Raw genomic sequence first — 15,621 nt, 5'->3', positions numbered from 1 at the left:
TCGGCGGAAACCGCTTCCCCGGCATCAGGCCGCGCTGCGGCCGTGCGCAGGCGAACTCGGCCGCTCGTAGCCGGCGGGCGTCACGAGGATCAGGCCAGGGAAGCCACCCACGCGCAGATTCTCCGCAGCGACCATAACCTCCTCACCCGGCTCGATGACGCTGACGACGACTTCAGTCCCCTCGCCCACCAACCGGCGAATGCCGTCCGCATCGATCGGTCCGCATTCCACCACCACGATGTCATAGGCGGTGGTCAGCGATTCGAGGATGATCGGCAGGCGATCGACGGCGCGCATTGCGCGCTCCGGATCGGCCGTTCCCACCGGTATGACGTGGCAGCCGGAATAGTGATCGGCGTGAATCACGTCGGTGAACTGCGCCTGCGCGGTCAATAGGTTGGTGATGCCCGGATAGCGCGCGCCATCCAGCATCGGCCTTGAGGCCGCGCCTGAAACCGTGAGATCGAGCAGCAGCACGCGCAGCCCGACATCGGCAATCTCGCGGGCCACCAGCACGGCGATGGCGGCAGCCTCGTCGCCCTCCGGCGATATGAAGATCGCACAGTTCGCATCGCTCGAGATCAGCCTTTCGGCCGCGCGCGAGATACCAATCTCGCCAAGCTTGCGAACCGGCCGCGAGCTCCGTTCCACCGCGTGCGTCAGCTCGGGCTTGACGCCCAACGCCGGCTCGGGCGTTGCCGGCTCTGGGGTCAGCGTTTCGGCAAGAGGCTGGTCCTCGGCGGGCTCGTCGCGCACGACCGGCATCGCAACTTGCTCCACCGGCGCGAACCGCGCGCCCGGCGCAGGACGCATGGCGCGCGCCGAAAACAACTCGCGGAACAGAGTGCCAGCTGCCATCACCAAAAGCGAGGCGACGAAGGCCGCGCTGACGATCGGGATGATCTTGGGAAAATAAGGTTCAGCTGGAACAGCCGCGCGCGTGAAGATGCGGGCATCGGCGGGCAGATAGCCCCGATCCTTGGCCAGCGCGGCATCGCGACTCACCTTGAGATAGGCGTCGGCAACGGCGTTGGGCACATCGGCGGCAAGCTTGGGGTCATGAGACGAGAACGCGATGACGACAATGCGCGGCCTTTCCACCTGATGGACATCGAGCCTTTCGCGCATCGCCTTCAGCACGCGCTCCTCAGCCGGAATTTCAAGCGGATCGGGTTTGAGCCCCGCCAAGATCAGCAGACTCGACTGCAGAGACATGTCCGCCGAGGGATCGAACTCGGGCAACTTGGCGAGCCCAAGATCCCTGGCCACCTGCTTGAGGATGTCGGCTGACGAAATCACCTCGACCTGACTGGCCACGGCGTCTTTATCGAAGATTGGACGGTCGGATACGGCAGGTTCGGTCCCCGTCGAAGCCGCCTCGCGCGTTTCGATCAGCAGCCGCGTCTCTGCCTGGTAGCGAGGCGTCACCATCGAGGCCAGAGCGAACGCAACGCTGGCGACGACAAGCGCCACCACCAGTATACGCACCGAGTTCCCCGCGAGCGAAGCGAACAGCTTTTGGGTATCGCCGCCTATGTCGCCGGCAGTTGACTGAACGCCTGACATTCATCCTGCTCCCAGTATCGGACAGCAGGCATAGTAAATATTGATGGTAACTCAGCCGTTAAGATCGACACGCCGGATACACGCCTCTTTAGAAGGGCATCCGCTGAGGACCCCATCTGCCATCAAGGGTTGCATCACGCTTTATCCGCTTTACCGCCCATTAACCCTAACAAAGCAATAACGAGCACATCGAATTCCGCCGGGGCATGTCCGGCACAAAGCCGAAGGTATCCGCTTGGTCATGCGAAGCCCCCGTTCGATCCTCTGCGCACTTCTGGCCGCCACTCTCCTTGCCGGCTGTACCAGCTACCGCCCCGCCCCGCCGGCCTTCCACGAGGTGCTCAACCAGCCCTACCAGCTCGGCCCCGGCGATCGCGTCCGCGTTACCGTGTTCGAACAGGAGGGGCTGACGAACGTCTACAGCATCGACCAGTCCGGCTATATCGCCTTCCCGCTCATCGGTCCGGTCCCGGCTCGCGGCCAGACCCCGCAGAAGCTTGAAGCGGCCATCGCTACCAAGCTGCGCCAGGGCTACTTGCGCAATCCGGACGTCTCGGTCGAGGTCGAGCGCTACCGCCCGATCTTCGTCATGGGCGAAGTGAGTGCGGCAGGTCAGTATTCCTATGTTCCAGGCCTGACGGCGCAAAAGGCCATCGCGATTGCCGGTGGGTTTTCGCCTCGCGCCAACCAGACCGACGTCGATGTCACGCGCGACATCAACGGCAAAGTGATGACCGGCAGGGTATTGACCAGCGATCCCCTCCTGCCTGGCGACACGGTCTATGTGCGTGAGCGGCTTTTCTAGAACCTGTGGGCATGGCAGAGCCGCCGGTCGTCTCAAGGGTTTCTTAGCCCCTCGGCGCTAATGATCCGGCGTAAGCTACGGATCAAGCCATGAAAGAAGACTCCGCCAGCCGCTTTTCCGCCAATGCCGTGCGCAAGTTCGTGGACGACGAGGCCGCCGGAAAGCCGCAGCCGGTAAAACTCAACAAGGTCGCCCAGCAGGTTGCGGCCCAATACAGGCGTGACACGACCTCGCCGGTGATGGTCAGCGGCGTCATGCGCCTTGTCGAGTTCTGTCTGCTCTTCATTTCGGGAGCGTCGCTGTTCGCCGCCTATGTCGGGTTCGACACGCGTCTTTTGTGGCATTATCCGGTGATCATCGGCGGCACTTCGCTGCTGACGGTGATCCTCTTCGAAGTCAGCGACCTCTATCAGATCCCAGTTCTTCTCCGCCCGCTTTCCAAGGCCGGGCGGCTGCTGGTGCTCTGGGCCGGCGCCTTCGCGCTGCTGGCCGTCGCAGGCTTCTTCCTGAAGATTTCGAGCGAATTCTCGCGCCTTCTGTTCGGCACCTGGTTCGTGCTCGGCTTCCTCCTGGTTTTCGGGCTGCGTCTGGTCATGGCCCAGCTCATCCGGCGTTGGGCACGCAACGGTTCGATGGAACGGCGCGCGGTCCTCGTCGGCGGTGGCCAGGCGGCCGAAACCCTTATCCGTGCGCTTGAGAGGCAGCCTTACAACGACATCCGCATCTGCGGCATCTTCGACGACCGCGACGACCGGCGCTCGCCGCCCATCGTCGCCGGCTATCCCAAGCTCGGCAATATCAACGAGCTAATTGAATTCGCCCGGATCGCCCGGATCGACATGCTGATCGTCTCGCTGCCGATCGCCGCGGAGAAGCGCGTCTTGTCGCTGCTCAAGAAGCTTTGGGTGCTGCCGGTCGATATCCGTCTTTCGGCGCACTCCAACCAGCTGCAGTTTCGGCCCCGCTCCTACTCCTTCATCGGCTCGGTGCCGATGCTGGACATATTCGATAAGCCCATCAACGACTGGGATTCGGTCGCCAAGCGCGCCTTCGACATCTTCTTCAGCCTGTTCGGCATCATCGTCTTTTCGCCCATCATGCTGGCCACGGCCATCGCCATCAAGCTCGACAGCAAAGGCCCCGTCCTCTTCAAGCAGAAGCGGCACGGCTTCAACAACGAGGTGATCGAGGTCTACAAGTTCCGCTCGATGCATGCCGACCAGTCCGACCCGACGGCGAAGAAGACGGTGACGAAGAACGATCCGCGGGTCACCCGCGTCGGCCGATTCATCCGCAAGACCTCGATTGACGAGCTGCCGCAGTTCTTCAACTCGCTGGTGGGGAGCCTGTCGCTGGTCGGCCCGCGCCCGCATGCAGTGGCCGCCCAGTCGCACAACCTGCTCTACAACGAGGTCGTGGACGGCTACTTCGCCCGTCATCGGGTCAAGCCTGGCGTCACCGGCTGGGCCCAGATCAACGGCTGGCGCGGCGAGATGGACACCGACGAGAAGATCCGCAAGCGGACGGAATACGACCTCGACTATATCGAGAACTGGTCGCTCTGGTTCGACCTGAAAATCCTGTTTCTGACGCCGATTCGTCTCCTCAACACGGAAAACGCCTATTGAGCGCTGTGGCTCACGAACTATGGCATGGGCTTCCCGCCGGCACCGGAAGCGCCACTCCGCATCGGGCCGCGGCTGGCTAGACGTACTGCCTAGGTCCGCACGTTTGGGTAGTCATCATCGCTGGCGCCAGAGAGGAGGTTGAGCACCAATTCTCCGGCAATTTACCCCGGCCCAGCCATCGGTCAGGAATTTCCTGTCAGGCTTTTCCCCTGGCCGATCGGTAAAAGCTACAACTTTCGACTACCCTATCCCCCGAAGGTAGCAGGTACTTATCCTGAATTGCTGTCGCCTTGATTAAATTTGATAATCAAAGGGTTACGGCACCCACATGAGCGGGATCCGCAACACACCTGATCAATGAAGCCTGTCTCAATTGATTTCGTATGAAAGGAACCTGACATGAAGAAGCTCATCATCGCCGCAACTGCCCTTCTCGCGATGACTGCTTTTGCAGCTGCCGGTGGCGGCGATGGCAATGGCAACGGGAACGGCAATGGCAACTCTGGCTCGTTCAACGGCAACGGGAACGGGAACTTCAACAAGGGCTCGTTCAACGGCAACCTGAACGGCAACTTCAACAAGGGCTCGGGCAACGGCAACCTGAATGGCAACCTCAACTCGGGCTGGTTCAACGGCAACGGCAACGGCAATTTCAATGGTTCACATGGGCACGGCCACCACTGATGGGGCATGCTGATCCCGCTTGACCATCTTAGGATGTGAAAGCTGGCCTGGTGGCTGGTTACTCTAAAAAGGTAGCCGGCCACCACCCAGCCTGACTGGCCGTGACAGCCAGGGGCTGGCGCCGCGGTTAAATTGGCACTGACACTGCGAACTCCAGTTTTTTTTCGAGGGGCGTGACGCATGCCCCTGACCGCCAGGCAGAAGTTCGATACGACTTCCCGACGTTTTCTTTACCGGTAGCCGTTCGTTTCGGTCAGGCGCAGCCTCTCCAGCTTTCCCATAACCAGCTTGTATTTGCGAGAAGAGTCCACACACCAGCAAACGAGCTGACTGAGCTCCGCCGAGCGAAAATGAAAACCGGAGCCGAGAGACTTCTATTGCAACCTGTATGCAACCAGAGTCCCGACAGCGTTTCGCGCCTCCGGTTCGGCCAGACCCCATTCATCTCGACTGGACGAACCCAGCCCAAGATTTCAGACGGCGATCTCTTCCGGATCGCCAAGGTCAAGCCGAACCAGAGGCGCGAAGCTCAGGTCGATTCGCGGGTCTTGGCTTCGTTACTTTCCGCCACGCTCATGCCCGTGGCCGTGGTCGTTTCCATGGTTTCCATAACCCTGGCCGTGGTTTCCATAGCCCTGCCCGAACCCATAGCCACCATAGCCAGATTCATTTCCGTAACCGGGCTTTCCGGGCTTGTGCTCAGGCTTTCCGGGCTTGTGCTCGGGCTTTTCCGGCCTGTGTTCATGCCTGTGGCGCTCCGCAACAAAAGCCGGAAATGTTATGCCGTACAGTGTGCCGCCATAGTCCTTGGCGACGTAGTGTTCAGTCGTGCAACCACCCAGTGTTGCCAATACCGCTACAATAGTAAGGGTACGCATCGCTTACCTCCGTACCCCTCTCACTTTGACGATAATTTAACGCAAATGTCGTTCGAGGGTTCCGTTTTGGGTAACCGATGTGCACTGAAAGTAGTAACATCTTAGGGAAGTCAGCGAGCCAGACTTCATCAACAAGCCTGAGCTCTCCATTACGGAGTCATGATTGAGGCAATGGCTCAGGACCATCGGTTGCATCGAAAAATCTCAGTATTTTGTTGATCCCGACGGGAATCTCGCCATCGAATCGGCGACACGTGATTCAGGCACCTCAGTGCCAGCCCGGGGAATACACAATCAAAGGACGGGGCTACCTCGATCATTATGTATCGGGACGGCCGCACGGATCATAAACACTATGGAACGCTTGGTCCCGCGGTCGAATTTGAAAGCAAATGATGGGGTTCGATCGAAAAGGCACGAATTAGCGCTTGCGCCCGCCCCCCTGAGTATATATGCCTTGCCCCGGTTCGGAGTGTAGCGCAGCCCGGTAGCGCACTTGACTGGGGGTCAAGGGGTCGTGGGTTCGAATCCCGCCACTCCGACCATTTTTTCCTAAATGAAATCAACATTTGGCTGCGATGTCGGGATTTGGCCATCGGGCCAAGTTGCGAACGCAACTGACACAAAATCCGCATTTCGGAACAAAAGTCCCGAAAAAGCGCTGATGCGATCGGCGCCAGGCGACTCTCGCGCACCCAAGCACTCACATTGATTTGACAGGACCAAGACGGATCGGCGTGGGCGATGCCGAAGTCGGCACCCAGGCCCCGTTCTACTGCCCTCACTCGACTCGCCCGCACGGCTTTTCTTTGATATGAAAGATCAGCGGGAGGGGTGACAATGAACTATCAGACGCTTGATGCGAGCGCGGCGATTATTGCGTCGCTCAATTTCTCCACAACCCTGGCGATTCACCTTCACAAGAAGGGGGTTCTCACGACCTCTGAATTTGTAGCTATTGCAAACGAAGCGATAGCGATGAGTAAAAACGATCCGAAATACCACGAGATACGGGTTGTCCTGCAGAGAATGCTGCCGACAATCCAACTCGGCTAGGCATCTCGCAGTTGCTGAATTAAGAGGATGGTGTGGTCAGCCATCCGGTTCGCCCCATTTTTCGCGGCCGCAATCGAACCGTGCGACTCAGGCCGCGATAATCCAACGCGAACCTTGTGCCCCCTCGAATCAGCTCATGATTCGAGCCTCGAGCAGATCGATCTCCCGGACCAGTTTGCGTGCCGGCTCGTCAGAAATCTTGCCGCTGCGTACCAGGCGACTGATCTCGTCGCGTTCCGCCCGCAGCCCGGCGAGGCGCAGTTCCCGTTCGATCGTCCCGACATGACGAACAAGATCGGCCTCCTCGCCAGTCTTGGAAAACCCGTCGATGCGCCGGCGATAGATTTCCATCACGCGCGAGCCCGCATCGACATAGACGTCCGCATCCGCGCGCCCCTTACCCATGTCGTGCTGGGATTTTTCGATGGCGTGGATGGCGGCTTCCGCGGCAGCGATGCGCGCGCGGACTTCTTTCGTGTCCAATTCGGGTGTCGGCGGCAGTCTCAGTCCCCTCAGAACGCGCGGCAGACCGATGCTGGCCGCCACCAGCGACATGATGATGACGCCTGCCGCCAGGAAAATCGCGAGATCGCGGGCCGGAAATGGCGAGCCGTCATACATCGTCAGCGGCAGGGTCAGCACACCTGCGAGGGTGATGGCCCCGCGCACGCCCGCCAGTGAAGTCGCAGCCACCAGGCGCCAGCTGGGCGTGTTCATGCTCTGCCCGCGCCGCCTGATCCGGAACATGGTGAACCTCAGGGCGGTCCAGACCCATACGAAGCGCAAGGCGGCCAGAGCTGCACTGATAACAATGACATAGATCAGCAGCCACACTGGCTCATGATGGCCGGTTTCGCGAACCACATCGGCTGCGCGCGCGGCAATCGTTGGCAATTGCTCGCCGAGCAGCACGAAGATGATGCCGTTGGTCGCGAACTGAACCGTGTCCCAGACAGCGCTTCGCCGCACGCGGGTCACGGCGAGCACCTTGCCCAGAAATTCCGCATAGCTCATCGTGATGCCGGCCGAGACCGCGGCAAGGATGCCCGAGCAATGCAAATGCTCGGCCAGAAGATAGGCCGCAAACGGAATCAGGAGACTGACCAGAATCTGCGCGCCTGTCTCCTCGCCAAACTTGCGGGAAATCAGAGCGGTCGCCCGCGTCACGCACCAGGTGACGACGAAGCCGATAACGATGCCGCCGATCGACACCCAGAGGAAGGTAACGAAGGCCTCGGTCAGCGAAAATGCACCAGTGAGCGCGGCGGCAACGGCAAAGCGCATGCAGACCAGGCCCGACGCATCGTTGAGCAGCGATTCCCCTTCGAGGATGTGCATCAGCCGCTTTGGGATCGGCACCCTTGCGGCAATGGCCGAAACCGCAATCGGGTCGGTCGGCGACACGATCGCTGCAAGCGCGAAGGCGACGGCGAGCGGCATCGACGGGATGAGCCAATTGATGAAGAAACCGACGCCAACGACGGTGAACACCACCAGCCCCATGGCAAGGCCGAGGATCGCGCGCCTGTCGCGGAGCAGCCCTTCCTTCGGAATTCGCCAGCCGTCGAGAAACAAAAGCGGCGGCAAAAACAGCAGGAAGAAGATGTCCGGCTGCAGCTCGACCCCAAAATTGGCGACCGACGCAATGGCTGCGCCAAGCGCGATCTGGACAAGCGGAATCGGCAGGGGAATGGGCGAGGCGCGCACGACGGCGCCACTGACCACCACCGCGACCATCATGACGAGTACGACCGATATTGTTTCCATGGGCTGTCTTTGCTGCAGTCGTTGTTCGGCAAGGTCATCCATGACCAGCAGGTGCCTGCGGCAAAGTCATGAATCACCTATGCGACTTTTGACCTCAGCTTTGCATGCAGGCAACCTTTGAAGCTGGCTGGCCATGCTGCAAAGGCCCGCTCCCGTCGACTTTTCGGAAGATCTACTAGGCTGTCTCGGCAGCAAGCATGTCGACTGCCATGCCGTCGTCCGATCCAGCCTGTTCGGCGATCCAAAGCTCGCCACCTTGCCTGACGACATCATAAACCGCCCGGCCGATGGCGGCGCCGATATCCGTATGCAGCCCTGCGAATTGCTCCGGCTTTTCACCATCTGGTGCCGCTATAACAATGCAGTCGGTTCCCGTGCCGGTCACGGGCTTTCCGTTCTGACGCCAATTGAGATCCATGATCGCGGCCGTGCGCGCTTCGGAGGCGATCGACATCGCTTCGATCAGCGCTGCCGTCGAAAGCGGTCGGTCGACATGGGCGAGCCGGTTGATCGTCCCGGCCGGCATGGAGATGGCCGGGCTTTCGCCGACCCGATCTGCATTGCCGAGCCCGACCGTTGCCAGGCAGGAGGCATTGGCTTGGCCGAATGAGGCTGCAGCGAAATGATGCTTTCGGACGGTGCGCGAGGTCATCAGATGGACCGCATCCTCGTGCCCGACTTCCGCCATCTTCGTTTCGAGCAGCGCGATCGGATCAACATCGAGCGGCAGGTCGGCGTTCCTGACCTCCAGCCAGGCCACTTTTCGCGACGTGACGAAGCCCGGACGTGTCAGAGACCAACTCAACATCGCCTGCGGGGACGCGAATTCCGCGACAAGAAAGGGACCCATGCAGGAAATCGACAAGGCTGCCATGGCCCGGCTTGTCACATCGACGAAGCCCGACGACAAGCCCACTCGGAGAAAACGCGCAAAACAACCACTTCGGGCACGGCGAAAGGCCGTGCCCCTTCAAAAGGCGCAGGCCCAAAGCACTACCGGTTCAGCAGCGAGGCGATCTGGTCCTGTTGCGGAACGTTGCCGCCGGGCGTCAGCTTGTCGACCACTCCGGGCAAGGCGGCCGAAAGCTGCTGCAGCAGTTCCTGCTCGCTCATGCCGGCGCGGTCGGCGATTGCCTTGAGTGTCGGCTGGCCGATCGCTTGACCAAGATCGTTGGGGCTGATCGGCTGGTTCTGACCCGTGCCGACCCAGGAGTCGGCCGTGTCGCCCTGCCCACTTGCCCGCAACTTGTCGAGAAGACCGCCAAGCCCGCCGAGCAGGCCGCCTTCCTCGCCCTGAGGCGATGCCGGAGCGTTGGCGTCGGGCTGGCTCTTGCTGCCACTCAGCATCTTGCCCACCAGCAACGCGCCGAGCGCAATCATCAAAGGCTTGCCGATATTACCTCCCGGCACAGCGTCATCAAAAAGTCCCATAAGGACCTCCCTGTCATGACTAAATCCGACCCCGATGAAGAAATTGTGGGGCAGCAGACGGCCATTTCAAGTCTGCGAGCAATAGTTGTGTTTCTTCGTTTCCTGTGAAAATCTTTACCGGCAAAGGAAACGGAGACACATCGAGATGTCAGTCGTCGGTTGGATCGTTCTCGGCCTCATTGCAGGCTTCCTGGGTAGCAAGATCGTCAACAGCAGCGGCCAAGGAATGCTGATGGACATCGTCCTCGGTATCGTCGGCGCCATTGTAGGCGGCCTGATCTTCAACTTCTTCGGCACGGCCGGCGTGACGGGCTTCAACGTCTGGAGCCTCATCGTCGCGGTCATCGGTGCCGTAGTGGTGCTGTGGCTCTACCACGCGCTCGCGGGACGAAGAGGCGCATAGATAGAAGTCCGGATCGGCGAACCGACCGGGAATTTCTTTGTCTTATTTGGGCTCTGCGGCAGATCGAGCCTGGAAAGCCGCAGAGAGGTAATTTCACATAGATAGGCCGACGCGTTCTGACGGCCGCCAGCGAAACCTGACTTGTTTGGCCGGTTCCTCCCTAGGACCTGCATGCATGGTTTGTGTCTTCGAAACCTGCAACAAGCAAAAACCCCGCCTCGAATTCGAAGCGGGGTTTTGTTTCCAGGCCTTAGATGCGAGGCAGGATCAGGCAGCGTTGGAGCCGGCTTCCTTGTCGAGCACCATGTAGTCCAGCGGCAGTTCGGTGGTGTATTTGATCTGCTCCATCGCAAAGGACGACGAAACGTCCCGGATCTCGATCTTTGCGATGAGGCGCTTGTAGAAAGCGTCGTAGGCCGCAATATCGGGCACGACCACGCGCAGCAGGTAATCGACGTCGCCGCTCATGCGATAGAACTCGATGACCTCCGGGAAATCCTGGATCACCTCGGAGAAGCGCCGCAGCCATTCGTGGCTGTGCGAATTGGTGCGGATCGACACGAAGACGGTGACCCGGGTATTGATCTTCTCGGGATCGAGGATGGCGACGCGGCGCTTGATGACGCCCTCCTCCTCGAGCTTCTGGATGCGGCGCCAGCAGGGCGTCGTCGACAGCCCCACCTTCTTGGCGATGTCCGCCACGGCAAGGGTAGCATCTTCCTGCAGAAGACGAAGAATTTTGCGGTCAAGACGGTCCATGCTGGCTCCGAGCGAAAAAATATTCCCGCATAATCGCTATAACCCGCTTTGTCCGCAAGAAAGGAATTCTCCGACAGGCGCGATTTTACGCAACGGCATTGCAATGAAATCAGCCTAGACGATGGCGTATTTCCGATTTCAGGAACGGAAGCAATTCCGTTTCGAACCAGGGATTCTTCTTCAGCCAGCCGGAGTTGCGCCAGGAAGGATGCGGCAGCGGGATCACGCGCGGCCGCTCGTTGGAGGCATAGATGGTGCGCCAGTTCATGACGGTTTCGCCTAGTGTGGCACCCCGGCCGGCCCCGATATGCCACCCTTGAGAATAGAGGCCGATCGCGAGCACGAGTTCGATCTGCGGCATCAGGTCGATCAACGGCCGGCGCCAGCGCGGGGCGCATTCCCGGCGCGGCGGCAGGTCGCCGCCCTTGGCATCCTGCCCCGGAAAGCAAAAGCCCATCGGCAAGATAGCGAAGTTTGCGGGATCGTAAAACTCCTCGTGAGGGACGCCGAGCCAGTCGCGCAGCCTGTCGCCTGAGGCATCGTTGAACGGAATGCCGGTGGCATGCACCTTGGTGCCCGGCGCCTGGCCGGCAATCAGGATGCGCGCCCTCGTCGACGCCACCACCACGGGCCGCGGCTCATGTGGCAGCGGCCGGCCGCGCGGTTCCTCCGCGCAAAGGCGACAGGCGCGGATTTGCGCGGTCAAACGGTCCAGATCATTCGCAGTCATGAGGTCAGGCAGCAGCACTCGGCCGGTTCGACAGCGCCTGATGCCAACGGATGACGTTGCCGAATTCTTCGGGAACCCGCATGCGGGCGGGCTTCATGAAATCGATGGCAATCAGGCCGGTAATGTCGGCGATCGAGTACTCGTCGCCGGCGGCGAATTCGCGGCTGGCCAGTTCGCCATCGAGGATTTCCAGAAAATCGAGGGCCTTGGGCTTGTTGGCCTCGCCCCAAGTCGGGATCTGCGGCACCTCCCACTCCTTCATCGCAGGATGGATATGCCGGAAGGCAGCCGCGACGCACATGAAGAGGTTCAGTTCCACCCGCCGCTGCCACATCTCGACCTTGGCCTTGCCGAGCGCGCCGCGGCCGAACAGTGCCGGCTCGGGGTGAAGCTCCTCGAAATAGCGGCAGATGGCCACGGACTCGGTCAGGATGGTGCCGTCGTCCAGTTCCAGCACAGGCAGGCGCTGCAAAGGGTTGCGCGACGTCATCAGCGCGCTCTTGTGCTCGAGGCCGGCCATGTCGACCGGCACCATCTGCACCTCGATGCCCTTTTCGGCGAGGAATACGCGTACCCGGCGCGGATTGGGCGCGCGCCCACCATCATACAGCTTCACATCGCTCTCCCGGACTACATTTAGCCGCACTATAGCGCGGCCTCACCAAAACCGAAGAACTTCTCGCAGCCAGTCAAAAAGCCAGTTGCCGGCATCATGGCGCGGCTCGGCATTCCTGTGATGGCTGGCACGCCAGTCGCTCGGCTGCTCGAAGGTGCCGGCCCAAATGCCGGCGCGGCGATCGCGTGCCATCCGTTCGGCATCGCCGTAGTCGCCATAGGCGACCGCCCAGCCCTGCTCGACCATTGCGCGGTTCAGATCTACGCCGCCGGCGTTGCAGACGGCGAGAAGCCTGCCGTAACGGTCGCGCTTCGATCCCTCGCAGGTGACACTCCTGCCGGCGATGAGCCTGACGAGTGCCTCCCGCGCCTGGCGCCCGCATGGATAGTCGATGCCGCCCTTGTTGCAGGCCTGCATATATTCCGGCGCGTCCATGCCGATGAGCCGGATGCGCTCGCCATTCAGCGTGACGGTATCGCCGTCATTGACGATGACCGAACCAGTGTTCTGGCGCGTGGCAAGGAGGTCGAAGCGCGCGCTCACCACTGCAAGCATGCCGAGAATCGCCACCGCGAGACAGATGTCCAAGACCGTCCGGAAGGCACTGCGTGGCCTGGCAGAAGGCCTTCGAAGCGGGCGATACCGCGTCATTCGAAGCATATGGCAAACAGACTCTTAATTATTTCGGCGTAGCCTAAGCCTCTGAAATCAATTGCTCGCATAAATTGAACCCTGATGGCGTTGCTGCGCTCCGACATCGCCGACAAGAACATTGTGGATCGCACGAAGCGGCGCCGCAACAGCGATGTCGCGCGCGCCGTTCGCAGGACGCGCGACCGACTTGCCCAGCGCCCCGGCGCGCTTGCCTTCGACCGCGAGCTGCTGAGGCTGCATGCCCACGCCATGACCGGCAGCGCCACCGCCATCCCATTGCTGGTTCTGGTCATCACGGTCGCGGGCCTGATTGCCGGCATGCGGGGCGAAATCCTTATCTGGGCGATGCTGACCACCACCTGCTATGCGGGCTTGGCGCTAGTGGCGCACCGCGTCAGCAAGATGGATTTGGCCAAGCTCGACACGCAGGGCATCAAGCGCAATTTCCTGATCGGCCATTTCCTATCCGGCCTAGGCTGGGCCTATTTCGCTGGGATCGGCTGTGACGAATGCCAGCTCCAGCAATTCCCCATCGTCAAGGCCGTCATCTTGCTATTGGCGATGGCCGCGACCGCACTGATCGCTTCCTCGCTGCGCGGCGCGCTGATGGTCACCTTCGCGCTGCCGGTGGTGATTTACGGCGTCAGCGTCTCGCATTCGCCGGAAGCGGTCGATCTCTTGATGACCGCCCTTCTGGCGCTTTCGCTGCCCTTCTTCGCCTATGTCGCGAGCCGCCTGAACCGCTCCTCGGTCATGCTGCTCTCGTTTCGCTCGGAAAAAGACGGGCTGATCGCCGAACTCGAAACGGCGAAGTCGATGTCGGACGAGGCCCGCCGCCGCGCCGAAGAGGCGAACCTTGCCAAGTCGCGCTTCCTCGCCTCCATGAGCCATGAGCTGCGCACGCCGCTCAATGCCATTCTCGGCTTCTCCGAAGTGATGTCCAACGAGGTGCTCGGGCCGATGCAGAACGCGACCTATCGCGACTATGCGCGCGACGTGCACGATTCTGGCCAGCACCTGCTTAATCTCATCAACGAAATCCTCGACCTGTCGCGCATCGAGGCCGGGCGCTACCAGCTCAACGAGGAGCCGGTGCATCTCCTGCACATTGCCGAGGAATGCTGCCACCTGATGGAGCTCAAGGCGCACAACAGGGACCTGCGTATCGTCCAGCAGTTCGAGCCGGAGCTGCCGCGCCTCTATGCCGACGAGCGCGCGGTTCGCCAGATCGCGCTCAACCTCTTGTCGAACGCCGTCAAGTTCACTCCGCCCGGCGGCGAAATCCTGGTGCGCGTAGGCTGGACCGCAGGCGGCGGCCAGTACATTTCGGTTAAGGACAACGGACCGGGCATTCCGCCGGAGGAAATCCCGGTCGTGCTTTCGGCCTTCGGCCAGGGCTCCATCGCCATCAAGAGCGCGGAGCAAGGCACCGGCCTCGGCCTGCCGATCGTGCAGGGCCTGATTGCCATGCATGGCGGCGAATTCCAGCTTCACTCGAAGCTGCGCGAGGGCACCGAAGCGATCGCCATCTTCCCGCTTTCGCGGGTCATGGAAGTGCTGCCCGCGCTGCCGACCAAGGCAGTGGCGGCCGCTGGCCGCCGTCGCCAATCAGCGTAGCGCTGCGGCCATTCCCGTGCTGCAAAGCGCGGCTGCCTTCACCAGTCCCACGGCGAGCGCACCACCCGCACCTTCGGCATGCGCCATGCCGAGATCGAGCAGCGGCTTCATGCCGAGCTTTTCGACCGCCTTGCCAAAACCATGCTCCGGGGACGCCTGCGCCACCACGCAATGATCGAGCGCGCGTGGGTTGATCGCATAGAGCACCGACGCGGATGCGATTGCCGCGAGCCCATCTAGGATCACCGGCACCTTTTCCATGCGGGCGGCTATGATGGCGCCGGCAATCGCCGCGAACTCCCGTCCGCCGACCCGGCGGAGCACTTCAAGCGGGTCCTTCAGGTGGGCGCGATGGAAAGCGAGCGCTGCGTCGACCACCTTCGCCTTGCGCGCGATCATCGTGGCGTCTGCGCCCGAGCCAACGCCGACCCAGTCGGCGCCGGTGCCGCCGTGCAGCGCAGCCAGCATGGCCGCCGCAACCGTGGAATTGCCCACGCCCAGGTCGCCGATGCACAGAAGGTCCGTTCCCGAGATCGCTTCCATGCCAAAGGCCATGGTTGCCGCGCAGCCGCGCTCGTCGAGCGCGGCGTCCTGCGTGATGTCTTCAGTGGGCAGGTGCAGCGCCAGGTCGAACACCTTGAGGCCGACGTCGTTGGCAAGGCAGATCTGGTTGATCGCCGCGCCGCCGGCGGCGGTGAGTTCCACCGCGCGCGCCGTCGCCTCGACGGTACGGGGCGAGATATCGTGCCGCACCACGCCGTGATTGCCGGCGAAGATCGCCACCAGCGGACGATTGACGGCCGGCGGCCGGCCGCTCCACGTCGCCAACCATGCGGCGAGGTCCTCGATCCTGCCAAGCGAACCAACCGGCTTTTCGGCCTTGGAAAACTGCGCCCGCACGCGTTCGCCCGCCGCCTCGTCACCGGCCGGCAGCCGTGTCATCAGGGTACGGAAATCGTCGAAAGGAAGCGCACTGGTCATGTCGTTTTAACCTGGGAGAATGGTCGTTGGCAGCGGCATAGCTGCG

The 15,621-nt window shown here is 61.5% G+C and carries 16 protein-coding genes and 1 tRNA gene; 7 read left to right on the top strand and 10 right to left on the bottom strand.

Going from position 1 to position 15,621, the window contains the following annotated elements:
* Positions 1–24: 24 nt before the first annotated feature.
* Positions 25–1,566: a tyrosine-protein kinase family protein gene (locus C7I85_RS15420; RefSeq protein WP_106724884.1), complete on the bottom strand. Its 1,542-nt coding sequence runs from the start codon at positions 1,564–1,566 to the stop codon at positions 25–27.
* 241 nt (positions 1,567–1,807) lie between these two features.
* Between C7I85_RS15420 and C7I85_RS15415 the strand changes: the two genes are divergently transcribed.
* From C7I85_RS15415 to C7I85_RS15405, 3 genes are all read left to right on the top strand, one after another.
* Positions 1,808–2,371: a polysaccharide biosynthesis/export family protein gene (locus C7I85_RS15415; RefSeq protein ID WP_106724883.1), complete on the top strand. Its 564-nt coding sequence runs from the start codon at positions 1,808–1,810 to the stop codon at positions 2,369–2,371.
* Between the two features lie 89 nt (positions 2,372–2,460).
* Positions 2,461–3,999 (top strand): undecaprenyl-phosphate glucose phosphotransferase, encoded by a 1,539-nt coding sequence (locus tag C7I85_RS15410; RefSeq protein ID WP_106724882.1) that lies wholly within the window; start codon positions 2,461–2,463, stop codon positions 3,997–3,999.
* 399 nt (positions 4,000–4,398) lie between these two features.
* Positions 4,399–4,683 carry a hypothetical protein gene (locus tag C7I85_RS15405; protein ID WP_181257195.1) on the top strand — a complete coding sequence of 95 codons (285 nt, stop codon included), beginning with the start codon at positions 4,399–4,401 and terminating at the stop codon, positions 4,681–4,683.
* Between the two features lie 557 nt (positions 4,684–5,240).
* Here C7I85_RS15405 and C7I85_RS30985 read toward each other — a convergent pair.
* Entirely contained in the window at positions 5,241–5,561 is a 321-nt protein-coding gene (locus C7I85_RS30985; protein ID WP_181257194.1) for a hypothetical protein, read from the bottom strand.
* Between the two features lie 468 nt (positions 5,562–6,029).
* Here C7I85_RS30985 and C7I85_RS15395 point away from each other — a divergent pair.
* Positions 6,030–6,106 (top strand) — tRNA-Pro (locus tag C7I85_RS15395).
* Between the two features lie 295 nt (positions 6,107–6,401).
* Positions 6,402–6,617 (top strand): hypothetical protein, encoded by a 216-nt coding sequence (locus C7I85_RS15390; protein WP_106724881.1) that lies wholly within the window; start codon positions 6,402–6,404, stop codon positions 6,615–6,617.
* A gap of 129 nt (positions 6,618–6,746) precedes the next feature.
* Here the strand turns inward: C7I85_RS15390 and C7I85_RS15385 are convergent, their stop codons facing one another.
* From C7I85_RS15385 to C7I85_RS15375, 3 genes are all read right to left on the bottom strand, one after another.
* On the bottom strand, positions 6,747–8,384 hold the full coding sequence (locus tag C7I85_RS15385; protein ID WP_106724880.1) for a Na+/H+ antiporter: 1,638 nt from the start codon (positions 8,382–8,384) through the stop codon (positions 6,747–6,749).
* Between the two features lie 175 nt (positions 8,385–8,559).
* Positions 8,560–9,234 carry an adenosylcobinamide amidohydrolase gene (locus tag C7I85_RS15380; RefSeq protein ID WP_245444962.1) on the bottom strand — a complete coding sequence of 225 codons (675 nt, stop codon included), beginning with the start codon at positions 9,232–9,234 and terminating at the stop codon, positions 8,560–8,562.
* Between the two features lie 143 nt (positions 9,235–9,377).
* Positions 9,378–9,815 carry a YidB family protein gene (locus tag C7I85_RS15375; protein WP_106724879.1) on the bottom strand — a complete coding sequence of 146 codons (438 nt, stop codon included), beginning with the start codon at positions 9,813–9,815 and terminating at the stop codon, positions 9,378–9,380.
* Positions 9,816–9,960: 145 nt separating this feature from the next.
* On the opposite strand from C7I85_RS15375, the gene C7I85_RS15370 reads away from it, so the two are divergent.
* Positions 9,961–10,218 carry a GlsB/YeaQ/YmgE family stress response membrane protein gene (locus tag C7I85_RS15370; protein WP_106724878.1) on the top strand — a complete coding sequence of 86 codons (258 nt, stop codon included), beginning with the start codon at positions 9,961–9,963 and terminating at the stop codon, positions 10,216–10,218.
* Positions 10,219–10,485: 267 nt separating this feature from the next.
* Here C7I85_RS15370 and C7I85_RS15365 read toward each other — a convergent pair whose 3' ends face one another.
* The 4 genes from C7I85_RS15365 to C7I85_RS15350 form a co-directional block, all read right to left on the bottom strand.
* The gene (locus C7I85_RS15365) at positions 10,486–10,977 is read right to left on the bottom strand and encodes an Lrp/AsnC family transcriptional regulator (protein ID WP_106724877.1); all 492 of its coding nucleotides are present in this window, start codon (positions 10,975–10,977) and stop codon (positions 10,486–10,488) included.
* A 109-nt stretch (positions 10,978–11,086) separates the two neighbouring features.
* Complete coding sequence (locus C7I85_RS15360; protein ID WP_106725094.1) at positions 11,087–11,707, bottom strand: uracil-DNA glycosylase family protein; 621 nt, start codon at positions 11,705–11,707, stop codon at positions 11,087–11,089.
* Between the two features lie 4 nt (positions 11,708–11,711).
* The gene (locus tag C7I85_RS15355; RefSeq protein WP_106724876.1) at positions 11,712–12,323 is read right to left on the bottom strand and encodes a glutathione S-transferase; all 612 of its coding nucleotides are present in this window, start codon (positions 12,321–12,323) and stop codon (positions 11,712–11,714) included.
* Positions 12,324–12,365: 42 nt separating this feature from the next.
* Positions 12,366–12,911: a thermonuclease family protein gene (locus C7I85_RS15350; protein ID WP_245444961.1), complete on the bottom strand. Its 546-nt coding sequence runs from the start codon at positions 12,909–12,911 to the stop codon at positions 12,366–12,368.
* 147 nt (positions 12,912–13,058) lie between these two features.
* On the opposite strand from C7I85_RS15350, the gene C7I85_RS15345 reads away from it, so the two are divergent.
* Positions 13,059–14,594, top strand: coding sequence for a sensor histidine kinase (locus C7I85_RS15345; RefSeq protein ID WP_106724874.1), 1,536 nt, complete (start codon positions 13,059–13,061; stop codon positions 14,592–14,594).
* Here the strand turns inward: C7I85_RS15345 and C7I85_RS15340 are convergent.
* On the bottom strand, positions 14,586–15,575 hold the full coding sequence (locus tag C7I85_RS15340; RefSeq protein WP_106724873.1) for a nicotinate-nucleotide--dimethylbenzimidazole phosphoribosyltransferase: 990 nt from the start codon (positions 15,573–15,575) through the stop codon (positions 14,586–14,588). The two genes, C7I85_RS15345 and C7I85_RS15340, sit on opposite strands and share 9 nt — an antisense overlap.
* Positions 15,576–15,621: the final 46 nt, after the last annotated feature.

The organism is Pseudaminobacter soli (ex Li et al. 2025) (assembly GCF_003012705.1).
GTDB lineage: Bacteria > Pseudomonadota > Alphaproteobacteria > Rhizobiales > Rhizobiaceae > Pseudaminobacter > Pseudaminobacter soli.
Note: the sequence above shows the minus strand (reverse complement) of the source record. Positions and strands in the feature narration are given on the sequence as shown.

Coding starts and splice junctions, on each gene's coding strand:
- C7I85_RS15420 (WP_106724884.1), bottom strand. CDS start 1,566: ATGTCAGGCGTTCAGTCAACTGCCGGCGACATAGGCGGCGATACCCAA.
- C7I85_RS15415 (WP_106724883.1), top strand. CDS start 1,808: ATGCGAAGCCCCCGTTCGATCCTCTGCGCACTTCTGGCCGCCACTCTC.
- C7I85_RS15410 (WP_106724882.1), top strand. CDS start 2,461: ATGAAAGAAGACTCCGCCAGCCGCTTTTCCGCCAATGCCGTGCGCAAG.
- C7I85_RS15405 (WP_181257195.1), top strand. CDS start 4,399: ATGAAGAAGCTCATCATCGCCGCAACTGCCCTTCTCGCGATGACTGCT.
- C7I85_RS30985 (WP_181257194.1), bottom strand. CDS start 5,561: ATGCGTACCCTTACTATTGTAGCGGTATTGGCAACACTGGGTGGTTGC.
- C7I85_RS15390 (WP_106724881.1), top strand. CDS start 6,402: ATGAACTATCAGACGCTTGATGCGAGCGCGGCGATTATTGCGTCGCTC.
- C7I85_RS15385 (WP_106724880.1), bottom strand. CDS start 8,384: ATGGAAACAATATCGGTCGTACTCGTCATGATGGTCGCGGTGGTGGTC.
- C7I85_RS15380 (WP_245444962.1), bottom strand. CDS start 9,234: ATGGGTCCCTTTCTTGTCGCGGAATTCGCGTCCCCGCAGGCGATGTTG.
- C7I85_RS15375 (WP_106724879.1), bottom strand. CDS start 9,815: ATGGGACTTTTTGATGACGCTGTGCCGGGAGGTAATATCGGCAAGCCT.
- C7I85_RS15370 (WP_106724878.1), top strand. CDS start 9,961: ATGTCAGTCGTCGGTTGGATCGTTCTCGGCCTCATTGCAGGCTTCCTG.
- C7I85_RS15365 (WP_106724877.1), bottom strand. CDS start 10,977: ATGGACCGTCTTGACCGCAAAATTCTTCGTCTTCTGCAGGAAGATGCT.
- C7I85_RS15360 (WP_106725094.1), bottom strand. CDS start 11,707: ATGACTGCGAATGATCTGGACCGTTTGACCGCGCAAATCCGCGCCTGT.
- C7I85_RS15345 (WP_106724874.1), top strand. CDS start 13,059: ATGGCGTTGCTGCGCTCCGACATCGCCGACAAGAACATTGTGGATCGC.
- C7I85_RS15340 (WP_106724873.1), bottom strand. CDS start 15,575: ATGACCAGTGCGCTTCCTTTCGACGATTTCCGTACCCTGATGACACGG.